This window comes from Tritonibacter multivorans (assembly GCF_001458415.1).
In the GTDB taxonomy this organism is placed as follows: Bacteria; Pseudomonadota; Alphaproteobacteria; order Rhodobacterales; family Rhodobacteraceae; genus Epibacterium; species Epibacterium multivorans.
This window is the reverse complement of record NZ_CYSD01000040.1, coordinates 1-11655: the sequence shown is the minus strand read 5'-3', so window position 1 is coordinate 11655 and position 11655 is coordinate 1. Positions and strand designations below refer to the sequence as shown.

9 protein-coding genes are annotated in these 11655 nt (G+C 60.1%); 2 read left to right on the top strand and 7 right to left on the bottom strand.

Annotation, left to right across the window (positions count from 1 at the left end; genetic code table 11):
• Positions 1-413: 413 nt before the first annotated feature.
• Both TRM7557_RS15240 and TRM7557_RS15235 read right to left on the bottom strand, forming a co-directional pair.
• Entirely contained in the window at positions 414-1535 is a 1122-nt protein-coding gene (locus tag TRM7557_RS15240; RefSeq protein ID WP_058291090.1) for a ParB/RepB/Spo0J family partition protein, read from the bottom strand.
• Positions 1536-1615: 80 nt separating this feature from the next.
• Positions 1616-3034, bottom strand: a complete 1419-nt coding sequence (locus TRM7557_RS15235) for an AAA family ATPase (protein ID WP_058291089.1) — start codon at positions 3032-3034, stop codon at positions 1616-1618.
• A gap of 488 nt (positions 3035-3522) precedes the next feature.
• On the opposite strand from TRM7557_RS15235, the gene TRM7557_RS15230 reads away from it, so the two are divergent.
• Positions 3523-4551 carry a replication initiator protein A gene (locus tag TRM7557_RS15230; protein ID WP_058291088.1) on the top strand — a complete coding sequence of 343 codons (1029 nt, stop codon included), beginning with the start codon at positions 3523-3525 and terminating at the stop codon, positions 4549-4551.
• 44 nt (positions 4552-4595) lie between these two features.
• Here TRM7557_RS15230 and TRM7557_RS19770 read toward each other — a convergent pair whose 3' ends face one another.
• The 5 genes from TRM7557_RS19770 to rfbC all read right to left on the bottom strand — a co-directional run bounded on the left by TRM7557_RS19770 (position 4596) and on the right by rfbC (position 10525).
• Positions 4596-6863, bottom strand: coding sequence for a calcium-binding protein (locus TRM7557_RS19770; RefSeq protein WP_058291087.1), 2268 nt, complete (start codon positions 6861-6863; stop codon positions 4596-4598).
• A gap of 233 nt (positions 6864-7096) precedes the next feature.
• Complete coding sequence (rfbA, locus tag TRM7557_RS15220; RefSeq protein ID WP_058291086.1) at positions 7097-7975, bottom strand: glucose-1-phosphate thymidylyltransferase RfbA; 879 nt, start codon at positions 7973-7975, stop codon at positions 7097-7099.
• Positions 7972-8832: a dTDP-4-dehydrorhamnose reductase gene (gene rfbD, locus TRM7557_RS15215; RefSeq protein ID WP_058291085.1), complete on the bottom strand. Its 861-nt coding sequence runs from the start codon at positions 8830-8832 to the stop codon at positions 7972-7974. Before rfbD ends, rfbA begins: the two co-directional genes overlap by 4 nt.
• A gap of 79 nt (positions 8833-8911) precedes the next feature.
• Positions 8912-9964: a dTDP-glucose 4,6-dehydratase gene (rfbB, locus tag TRM7557_RS15210; RefSeq protein WP_058291084.1), complete on the bottom strand. Its 1053-nt coding sequence runs from the start codon at positions 9962-9964 to the stop codon at positions 8912-8914.
• Between the two features lie 3 nt (positions 9965-9967).
• The gene (rfbC, locus tag TRM7557_RS15205; RefSeq protein ID WP_058291083.1) at positions 9968-10525 is read right to left on the bottom strand and encodes a dTDP-4-dehydrorhamnose 3,5-epimerase; all 558 of its coding nucleotides are present in this window, start codon (positions 10523-10525) and stop codon (positions 9968-9970) included.
• Positions 10526-10724: 199 nt separating this feature from the next.
• On the opposite strand from rfbC, the gene TRM7557_RS15200 reads away from it, so the two are divergent.
• On the top strand, positions 10725-11655 hold a 931-nt coding region (locus TRM7557_RS15200), incomplete at its 3' end, for a glycosyltransferase family protein (RefSeq protein ID WP_058291082.1).

The following is an 11655-nucleotide window of genomic DNA, read 5'->3' as shown; positions in this document are numbered from 1 at the left end:
GCATTTTCTTTTCATCTGTGCTTCTCCTTCAGCCATAGCACAGTTCACGCGAGGCGCGAGTAAGGCTTTCTCGAACTGCGCAAGGATTGCGCAAAACCCCGCCCGTTTTTTAATTTCGACGCCAAATACTAAGCACATCGCCCGCAGCCCCCACCGCGTCACAGCCGATCAGGGGGCAAATTGGCGTGCTTGAAAATACGTCACATATCTTTACCCAATGTTGCGCATGCGAAACAATAGGTAAGCATAACTGACCCAATGTTTCGCGCACGAAACAATATGTCACCACTACTGACCTATTAACTTTTCTCACAGACACCCTACGGCTGCCGTCCCAAATGCAAAACCGCCCCCTCAAAAGAGGAGGCGGAACCAGCACAGCTGTTCTCTGAGCGCTGCGCGCCCGCATCTGCTTAGCGCGTCGCAAGCCAGATCTTCAGCGCAGCCACAAGCTCTGCATCGACACCTTCGCCGCTCAACTCGACCCGCCCCCGGTCCGGGGCAAAAGACAGAGCCACCCCCGGCAAAATGGTCTCGGCCTGCGCCGTCTTCAAAGGCGGCGCAGTCGGGCCAGGCGGGACCGAAGACACAACAGACGCAGACCGCGGGGCAGGGGCCGGTTCTTCTGATTTTGGCGTCGCAAGCGCGCCCTTCTCTTCAGTCTCTAATTCGCCATTTAGAGACCAAAGCAACGCGGTATTGAGCACATCGACTTCACGCCCTTGATCGCGGTCATCACCACGCGGGCCGGCCGCCGAGAGCGCGGCCCGCAGGCGATCGGCAAACGCTGGATCCGTCTCCAGTCGTTGCGCCAGCGCCAGCCCCAGCTTCTCTGAAATCGCACCGGGATAGCGCAGCTCGGCATCAAAGGCTTCGACAAGGGTGGCAAAGCTCGAGATCTTGGAGCGTTTGGTGCGGCTGGCATTGCCAAACAGCCCCAGCACCGCTTTGCGCAGATCTTCATAAAGCCCCATCTCGACCGCCTTCAGCGCAATGCGGGCGCGTTCATAATGGGAGAGGTTCACCCGGATCTCGTTTTCCTCGACCATAGAGACATAGGCCTCTTCCGCGCCTTCGGGGGCAACCACCCGGGCACGGACCGTCGCGAAACGGGGATCCGAGGCCTCCGCATAGAGCCTACGCAGGGCATTCAGCCGTCGCCAGCCCGAGATCAGACCATAAGGTTTGTCAGCGCCTTCCAGCTTTACCACCTCGATCGGGGTCTGCTGGCCGCGCGCGGCGATGGAGGTCATCAGCGCCTGCATGTCTTCTTCGTCCTGGGTGATCCGGTCGCGCACCAGATAGGTCTCATCGACCAGATCCAGCGCCAGCTCTTCGATCATCAGCCCTTTTGCACGGGCATTTTCCAGAACCCCCGACAGTTCCTCCAGCGCCGCTGTGGCCGAGGCCTCGGAGGCCACCTGAGCAATCGGGGCGGCCCCAACGCCAAGCGGCGCGGCGGGGGCTGGCGCCTCTGAGGCGTCAGAAGCCAGATAGCTGGCCTGTGCGGGCATCAAACGTTTGCGTTTTGCCATGGGTCTTGTCCTTTTCCTTGCCAGCGCGCCGACGTCCGATGGGGCAGCGCTTACTCTGGCAGATCCTTCTTCAGGCCGCCTCAGGAGGCCGCACGGTCCTCAGATGTCTCTTGCACTGCAGCCAGCTCCTCGCGGCGCCAGACGCCGATCAGAAGTTTCTTGAACGCCGCATAGGTCTCGTCAAAGGTTTCCCGGCCGCGCGCATAAGTTTCGCGGTTGAAGTCGCGGTAATCGGCCTCGTAGATGCCGTTGACCTGCTCGCCGGCCTGGCCGATCAGCGCGGTGAAATCCTGACGGTGCGGCGACAGGGTCGGGCCCATATAGGCCTGCATCAGCCCCGCGAGCTCGCCCTGCTGGGCGCCGTCATAGCGGGTGATGACCGCCCGCACCGCATCCCATTCAAAGCCGATCTCCGGCCGCCCCAGCGCGCGGGCGGCGAGGTTCTCGCCTTCCTCAATGGAGGCAAAGGTCGAATGCAGCATGTCAAAGAAACGGCCCGTGGAGTCAAACTCAAGGAAAGACGCCCCCATCGGCACCAGCAGGATGTCTGCGGCCGACAGACCATTGATGGTCAGATAGCCAAGCGCCGGCGGCGTGTCGATGAAGATCACATCATATTGGTCGAGAACCCCATCCGCCTCCAGCCGTTCGGTGAGCGCATCCCAAAGCTTCCAAGAACGCGCGGCCATGCGCCAGACCGGGATCTGAAACTCGGCCCAGTAGAGATTCAGCTGCGCGCCAATCAGATCAATGTTGGGCCAGTGGGTCGGCTGGATCACATCCTTGGCCGTCATCTCCATCGCGGCCGTCAGGGATTCATCGAGCGGCTGCGGGGCATCGCCGCGATCGAGCCGGCGCTGGTTTTCAATGCGCAGATGTTCACCGTAGTGACGCGCCAGAAGCGGGAAGGCGGTCTGCCATTCGTCTTCCACCTTGCCACCAAAGATCGAGGTCATGGACCCTTGGCTGTCCAGATCAATCACCAGAACTTTGTAGCCGTCTAATGCGGCCGACATTGCCAGATGCGCCGAGGTCGAGGTCTTGCCGACGCCGCCTTTGAAGTTCGCCACCGCCACCAGTTTGGCAGGCAGCCCCTCGGGGCGGTAGGGCAGGTAGTCTTTGGCTTTGGAGCCTTGGGCGGCAAAGAAGGCGCGCAGGCGCAGCACCTCGTCCAGCGTGAACCATTTGGCACCGCCTTCGGTTTCACTGCGTCCCTGCGGCAGATCGGGATTGGCCTTCAGCACCCGGCGGAAATGGGCTTGGGCGACGGGGATCAGATAGCGGGTGATTTCCCAAGTGGAAAACAGCCGCAGGGTTTTGCCGCCCTCGTCATCCATACCGCGACTGGCGAGGTCAGAACGGCCTCGGGCGCAGGCCTCGGCAATGGAGGCAAAGCGCGCGGTGTCGGTGGGCTGGTCCAGTTCGGCCAGCGCCTGATCGGGATCAATATTGAAATAGGGGGGAAGGCTCGCTGCCTGTTTCTGCGTCTCTCGTGCCATCTGATTTGCCTCAAGCCTTGCTCAACCTGTTGTGGCAGCTTCTGTTCGGTTTTTGCCAATGTGCTGCCTTTTTCGCAAGATAGCACAAAAGGCGACACATGGAAGTATTTTGATGATTCCCATCTTATTTTCTAAGCAAATCCGGGGTTTGCAGCAGGGTATATGGGGGTTTTCTGCAACAGATCGTGCCAAAGGGCGCACATCGATCTCTGTTAAAATCTAGTTATTTATAGTTAAGGCAGAAAAGCCGTTTCGGCAAAGCCCTTTTTTCATTGGGGATTTTGGCCTTTTGGGGACCTCAAGTGAATCTAAAACCCCGATAAAATGAATCTGATCCCCCGATCACGTGACTCTGAACCCCCGAAGCCAGACGTTGCCCGAATGGGACCTGCGCCTTAGGGTGGGCGTAATCAAAACCACGAAAGATGACTCGCCCAAAAAGAGGCGGCACGCGTGGTGAGCAGAGCAGTGAACACAGGACAGGCATCATGGCATCCGGCGGTGCGACGGGCGGCGCGGTGAGCGCAAATGCGGTGGGTTACCCACCGGAAGGGCAGGGGGATTTCTTCCTCTGCGATCTCTTTGACGCGATCCCCAAAAACGATCTGGCATCTATGGAACACCCGCTGTTCTCTCTGGGGACGCGGCCGGATCTGCGGGTGCTGAGCTATCAGCACAATGGCGCGCAGATCACGGTAACGCCCTCGGTCAAGGGGCTGGCGACCATCCACGACAAGGACATTCTGATCTTCTGCATCAGCCAGCTGATGGCGGCGCTGAACGCGGGCCGTCAGGTCAGCCGCGTCTTGCATCTGAAGGCGCATGATCTGCTGGTCGCCACCAATCGCGAAACCTCAGGCGATGCGTACCGCCGCCTGCGCGAGGCCTTTGAACGTCTCGCTGGCACCCGCATCACCACCAATATTGAAACCGGCGGTCACGAGGTGACATCGGGCTTTGGTCTGATCGAGAGCTGGGAGATTGTCCGCAAGTCGCGTGGCGGGCGGATGGTGTCGGTGGCGGTGACGTTGTCGGATTGGCTTTATCGGGCGGTGCTGTCGAAATCGGTGCTGACGCTGAGCCGGGGGTATTTCAGTTTACGCAAACCGCTGGAACGGCGCATCTACGAGCTGGCGCGCAAACACTGCGGTCGGCAGGACAGCTGGCAGGTCTCGGTCGAAACCCTGCTGAAAAAATCGGGCTCGGCCTCGCCCCGTCGGGTGTTTCGCAAGATGATCCGCGACATGATCGAAAAGCAACCTTTGCCGGATTACGCGCTCGAAGAGCTGCCGGGCGATCTCATTCGGGTGACGCCAAAGACCCCGGTGCTGGAAGCCGCGCCGCCGAATTTGCGGGCCGAGACCCTGGAAGAGGCCCGCCGCCTGATGCCCGGCGCCGACGTCTATGCGCTGGAGGCCGACTGGCGCGCCATGTGGGCCCGCATGGGCGGCCGCCGCCTGCGCAGCCCCGACGCGGCCTTTCTGGGCTGGGTCAAGAAACGGTCTGGCCATAGCTGATCGCGGGCCGCAGTCAGCTATGGCCAGACCGAAAAGCCCCGAGATCAGAGGAAGGTGATGTCATCGGCCAGCGCGTTCAGCTGGTCGAGCGTGGTGATTCCCTCGAGCAGCAGCGTGTCGCCATCGCCAAAATCCATGACGGCACCCGCAGCGGTGAGGGCTGTGAAATCCGCCACCACAGTCGCCGTATCGGTGACCCCACCTGTGAGCCCACTGTCGAGGGCGAGGATGTCTTCGCCCAGACGGAAGTCTTCAATCACATCCTGATCGTCGCCTTCGGTGAAGATGAAGGTATCGGATAGGGTGCCACCGCGCAGTGTGTCATTGCCCGTGCCCCCCTCCAGTACATCGACGCCCTGATTGCCCTGCAGAAGGTCATCGCCCGAGATCCCCCGCAGGGTATCATCGCCTGTGCCACCATAAAGCGCATCATTGCCACTCCCTCCTGACAGGACGTCAGAGCCAAAATTGCCATAAAGCGTGTCATCCCCGGAATTGCCAAAGAGCTGGTCCCAGGCCGAGCCGCCCGAGATCCAGTCATTGTCACGTCCTCCACTGATATAGTCATCACCAGATGAGCCATAGAGGCTGTCGTCGCCATCGCCGCCATAGAGGCTGTCCCAGCCAGAGCGGCCGTGAATGGTGTCATTGCCGCTGCCACCATCGACCCAATCGACGCCATCGCCGGCAGAGATGTAATCATTGCCTTCATTGCCATAAAGGGTGTCGCGGGCGGTATTGCCAAACAGGCGGTCATCCCCGCTGCCGCCGTGCAGGGTGTCATCGCCGGTGCCCCCGGTCATGCTGTCATTGCCGGCCCCGCCCATCAGCATATCCGTGGAGCTGTCGCCGCGCAGGGTGTCATGGCCCTCTTCGCCCTGCAGGGTATCGGCGCCGGTGTCGCCGCGCAGGCTGTCATTGTCATCGCCGCCCATCAGGCTGTCAGCGCCAAAGCCGCCATCCAGCTCATCATCACCGCCGCCGCCGATCAACGTGTCATCGCCGGCATAGGCATCGACCACATTGGCCGAGTCATTGCCGGTGATGTGGTCATTGCCATTTCGGGTGCCATGAACCTGTTCCACATTGCTGAAGCTGTGGCTGAAGGCTTTGCCGGACCAGTGGCCGCTGGCGGTGCCTGCGCTCAGATCAATGATGACCTGTTCGGCGCCAGCATTGTCATAGCGCAGCAGGTCAATGCCCCCACCGGCATTCAGCGTGTCATTGCCTCCGCGCAATATGAAACGCTCATCATTGTCGGTGCCGACCACCATGTCATCGCCCATGCCGGTGCGCAGTTCCCAGACCGCGCCATTGATGGTGTCCTGCCCGCCAAAACCGTCATTGATGGCCAGGCTCTGGTCCAGGCGCACAGTCACAGCGGTGTCGCCGGCATCAGAATAGTCTAGGCGCACATCGCCCGCGAGATTGAAGGTGTCATTACCCGCCTTGCCGCGCAGCGCCACCCAGCCATCGTCCTTCGCCGAGACATGGAAGACGTCATCATGAGTGGTGCCAAAGAACCGCAGGCTGCCGGGGCTGTTGGGGTCTTTCAACGTGGTCACACCATTGTGGCCTTTATCGATGCTGCCGGTATTGGTCACGCCATCAAGTGTTACAGTAATGCCCGCATCCAGCGCGGTCTGGCTCAGCATCACAAAGCCCTGGGTGTTGTCGGTCATCACCACGGTGTCATTGCCGCTGCGGGTCTGAACATAGTCGCCGTCCTGCTCCATGTCATTGCCGGTCATGATCATGTCATCGCCCTGCGAGCCACGCAGATTATCTCCATATTCGGTACCCTCGATATTATTACTGGTGGGCCCGTTTTGCAGAATGTCCACCAGTGGAATATCGGTATTCGGGGCCAGCGCACCGGTGGCCGGATCCAGCGCAGAGATTGAGACGTCAAATGTCTGCCAGTCCAGCGGGACGGTCAGCACCGGCAGCGGATCTCCGTCCAATGCAAACATATACCGCTCGTGGCCAAGGCCATCTGCGGCGCTGCGGTCAAGGATCAACACGGTGGTGGAGCGCGAGCTGCCGCCTTCCACCCAGGTCATCTGCGCAATGAGGCTTTCACCGCTGTCGCTGTCAAAATGCAGCCCATCCAGATAAAGCGCGCTGTCATCAAGGTTCAGATCGGACAGGAAGGTGCCATCGCCTTGATCGCTATTTGTGTAGCGCAGCTGCGTCACCCCTGTGGGGGTGTACAGGGCCAGAGTGGCCTTGCTGCTGACGAATTCGGGAGAAAGGGAGACGTCATCGGACGCCCAAATGGTCGCAATACCACTACGGGAATAAGTCGCCATAGAATACCTCTTAACATATGTACCAAGTAACAAGTCACAGTCCGCAACAGCGGGGGGCTTAAATCGGGCAAACGCCTAACATACCCCAAAAGGTTATGTGGTTTTATTTAAAAGTCAACACAGTGGCCCTGCGAGAGCTGGCCACCGGCTGTCAATATTCTGTGTGCCGCATTGCAATATCACGCCTTTAAAGAGACCCTAAAAAGGAAATTCTGGGTCTCCGCAGAGGGGCGTTAGTCCCGCAACAATGCCAGAAGATAGCGGCCATAGGCGTTCTTCTTGAACATCTCGGCGCGTTCGGCCAGCTGCGCGCGGCTGATCCAGCCGGCGTGATAGGCGATTTCTTCCAGGCAGCCGGTCTGCAAGCCCTGACGTTCTTCCAGCGTGCGGACAAAATTGCCCGCATCCAGAAGCGAAGCATGGGTGCCGGTGTCGAGCCAGGCAAAGCCACGGCCCATGGTCTCGACCTGCAGGCTGCCCTCATCCAGATACATCTGCAGAAGGTCGGTGATCTCCAGCTCGCCGCGGGGCGAGGGTTTCACGGCCTTGGCGCGCTCAGACGCAGTGCCATCCAGGAAATAAAGCCCGGTCACCGCATAGTTCGAGGGCGGCACTTCGGGTTTCTCAATGATCTCGGAGGCGCGGCCGGTGTCATCAAAGGCGACCACACCATAGCGTTCCGGATCGGCCACATGGTAGCCAAACACCGTGCCGCCGCTGTCTTGGGCGTTTGCCGCCGCCAGAAGATCGGGCAGGCCGTGGCCAAAGAACACATTGTCGCCCAGCACCAAGGCCGAGGGCGCCCCATCAAGGAAGTCTTCGGCCAGCAGATAGGCCTGCGCCAGACCATCGGGGCTGTCTTGCACCACATAGGTGAAGTCGACGCCCCATTGGCTGCCATCGCCCGAAAGACGCTGGAACTGGTCCTGATCCTGCGGCGTGGTAATAATGCAGATCTCGCGGATCCCGGCCAGCATCAGCACCGAGATCGGATAGAAGATCATCGGTTTGTCATAGAGCGGCAAGAGCTGTTTGGAGACAGCCATGGTGATCGGGTACAGCCGCGTGCCCGAGCCGCCGGCCAGAATAATGCCTTTGCGCGTCTTGCTCATGATGTCTCTCCAAGATCGTTCAAAATCTCAGCCAGACCCTGGGTCCAGTCCGGCTGTGCAATGCCAAAAACAGTCTCTAATGTGGCGCAATCCAGCCGCGAATTCAGCGGCCGCGCTGCCGGGGTTGGGTAGTCAGAGGTGGGGATATTGACCACCTCGCAGGGGAGGTCGGCCTGGGCAAAAATTTCGCGGGCGAAATCCGCCCAGCTGGCCAGCGGCGCGCCCTGCATATGATAGATGCCGGATTTCCCCGCATCTTCGCAAAGCTGGGACGCAATGCTGAGGCAGGCGCGGGCCAGATCGCGCGCGGGCGTCGGCGCGCCGACCTGATCATGAATAATGGTCAGCCGGTCGCGGTCCGCCCCCAAGCGCAGCATGGTTTTGATAAAGTTATGGCCATGGGCCGACACCACCCAGGAGGTGCGCAGGATGGCATAGGCGCCGCCCGCTGCCACCACCGCTTCGTCGCCTGCCAGTTTGGTGCGGCCATAGGCGTTGATCGGGGCAGTCGGCGCATCCGGCGTCCAGAGCTGGGTGCCATTGCCCTCGTACACATAGTCGGTCGACACATGCACAAAGGGCAGGCCCCGTTCGGCGGCGACCTGTGCCAGCAGGGCGGGCGTGGTGGCATTGATCTGCAGCGCCAGCGCCTCTTCCTCTTCGGCCTTGTCGACAGCCGTATAGGCCACCGCATTGATCACCGCATCGGCGTCTGTTTCACGGATCCACTGGGCGCAGGCCTCGGGATTGGTGAAATCGGCATCTTCCAGACCGCGCACCTCAAGGGTGATATCGCCCGCCTGCAGCTGCAGCTCCTGACCCAATTGGCCGATGTCCCCAAAGACAAGAATCTTCATGTGCGGCCCTCTTTCATCTTTTTCCAAATATCCCCGCCGGAGGCCGGCTTTTCCGACCGGAAAAGCCGTTTCTTCTGTCTCATGCTTTTACGCCCAGACGTTCGCCGACACCGGCGCGGTTCTGCAGCGCGCGCCACCAGTCCTCATTGTCCAGATACCATTGCACCGTCTTGGCAAGCCCCTCTTCCACCGTGACCGACGGACGCCAGCCCAGCTCTTCGCGCAGGCGGTTCGGGTCAATCGCGTAGCGGGCGTCATGGCCCGGACGATCGGTCACAAAGGTGATCTGATCGCTGTAGGCTTTGCCATCTGCGCGCGGACGTTTTTCATCGAGGATCGCACAGAGGGTTTTGACCAACTCCAGATTGGTGCGCTCGTTTTCGCCGCCAATATTATAGGACCGGCCCAATTCGCCCTTTTGCACCACCAGAAGCAGCGCATCGGCGTGATCTTCCACATAAAGCCAGTCGCGAATGTTGGAACCATCGCCATAGATCGGCAGATCCTTGCCCGCCAGCGCATTGAGGATGACAACAGGGATCAGCTTTTCCGGGAAATGGAAGGGGCCGTAGTTGTTGGAACAATTGGTCAGCACCACCGGCAGGCCATAGGTTTCCGCCCAGGCGCGCACCAGATGGTCGCTGGCCGCCTTGGACGCGGAATAGGGCGAGCGCGGGTCATAAGCGGTGTCTTCCGTGAACATCACCGCAGGGTCATTGGGCAGGGAACCATAGACCTCGTCCGTCGAGATGTGGTGGAAGCGGAAGCTTTCAGGTTTGCCCGCCTCGATCCAATATTTGCGCGCGGCCTCCAGCATATTGAAGGTGCCGGTGATATTGGTCTCAATGAAGTCACCGGGGCCGTCGATGGACCGGTCCACATGGCTCTCGGCGGCCAGATGCATGATCACATCCGGTGTGTGGGCGGCGAAAATCCGGTCCAGCGCCGCGCGGTCGCGAATGTCGGCCTGTTCAAAAGCATAAAGGGGGCTCTCGGCGACCGAGGCCACATTCTCCAGACAGGCCGCATAGGTCAGCGCATCGAGGTTCACCACCTGATGGCCGGCCTTCACGGCCTGGCGCACAACCGCGGATCCAATAAAGCCGGCGCCGCCGGTGACAAGAATTTTCATGGCTTAGGCCTCGTATACAAAGGGGCTGTCGAAATCCGCGAGGCTCTGGGCGAGCTCATCTTTTTCGGAAATCACCGGTGTGATCCCGTCGAGCGGCCAATCAATGCCACAGCTGTCCCATTTGACCGCGCCATCGCACTCGGGGGCGTAGTGGTCGGTGCATTTGTAGATGATCTCGCTGTCAGGCTCGAGCGTCATGAACCCATGCAGGAACCCAGCCGGGATCCACAGCTGCACACCGTTTTCAAACGACAGGGTTTCGCCATAGGACTGGCCATAGGTGGGCGAGCCTTTGCGCACATCGACGGCGACATCAAAAATCGCCCCCCGGCCGCAGCGCACCAGCTTTCCTTGCGCATGGGGCGGTGACTGAAAATGCAGGCCGCGCACGGTGCCCACTTCGCGCGAGAGCGAATGATTGTCCTGTACAAACTCTGGCAGATCGAGGCCTGCGTCCTGAAGTTTCTGTTTGTTCCAGCTCTCAGAGAAAAAACCGCGATGGTCGCCAAAACGGGGGGGCGTGATCCGCATAACCTGCGGCAGGCGTGTTTGTTCAATCATACCATTGAGCTCTAAATCTACGGTTGCTGTCGGAATACTGGCTTTAACGATTGTTGCCAAGCACGCAGGCCGGGTGGGTTGGGCAGAGCCTGCAATTCTGTGCCGGTGTGCTTTCTTTGCGCGCGTTCTACGCTCCGGGGCGGCATGATCCCGCGCCAGACAGTTGTGTTGACGAAGGGGATCAGCCAAATATGCCCCCATGAAATTTTTGTTTGTCCATCAGAATATGCCCGGCCAGTATCGCGAGATCCTGCAGTGGCTGACCGCGCAGAATGCCGGTCATGAAATTGTTTTCCTCACCCAGCGCAAAGATGTGCAGCTGAAGGGCGTCCACACGCTCTCTTATCAGCCGTTCCACCGCCCCGGCAAAGACGCCTTTGGCCTGTCAAAGGACTGGGAAGCGGCCGCAGGCGCGGGCTTTGGTGCGGTGCAGGCGCTGCAGGAGTTTCAGCGCGAGACCGGCTTTAAACCCGATATTATTCTGGGTCACACCGGCTGGGGCGAGATGTCTTTCCTCAAGGATCTGTGGCCGGATGTGCCGGTGATTGGCTTCTTTGAATATTACTACAATATGGACGGCGGTCTGGTGGGCTTTGACCCCGAAGCGCCGCCCAATCCGCAGACGCCCTTTTTCAACCGCGCCCGCAATGTGGTCCCTTGGATCAACTTGGGCGCTGTGGATCAGGGCCATGTGCCCACCTATTGGCAGCGTGACCGCTTCCCGGATGTGTTCCACGACAAGATGTATGTCTGCCATGATGGCATCCGCTGTGACCGGCTGGGGCTGGATCAAAGCGCCTCTGTCGGGTTGGGGCGGCTTGATCAGCCGCTGACCCGCAACGATGAGGTCGTCACCTATATTGCCCGCAATATGGAACGCGCGCGCGGCTTTCATGTGATGATGCGGGCGCTGCCCGAAATCCAGGCCGCCCGTCCCAATGCCCGCATTCTGATGATCGGCGGCAATGAGACGTCATATGGCCGCGAAAGCAGCCACCCCGGCGGCCTGCGCGGGGAAATGGAGGCCGAACTTGGCGACCGCGTCAATTGGGACCGGGTGCACTTCCTCGGTCGCGTGCCCTATGACGACCTGTGCCGGATCATCCAGATCTCCAGCTGTCATATCTATC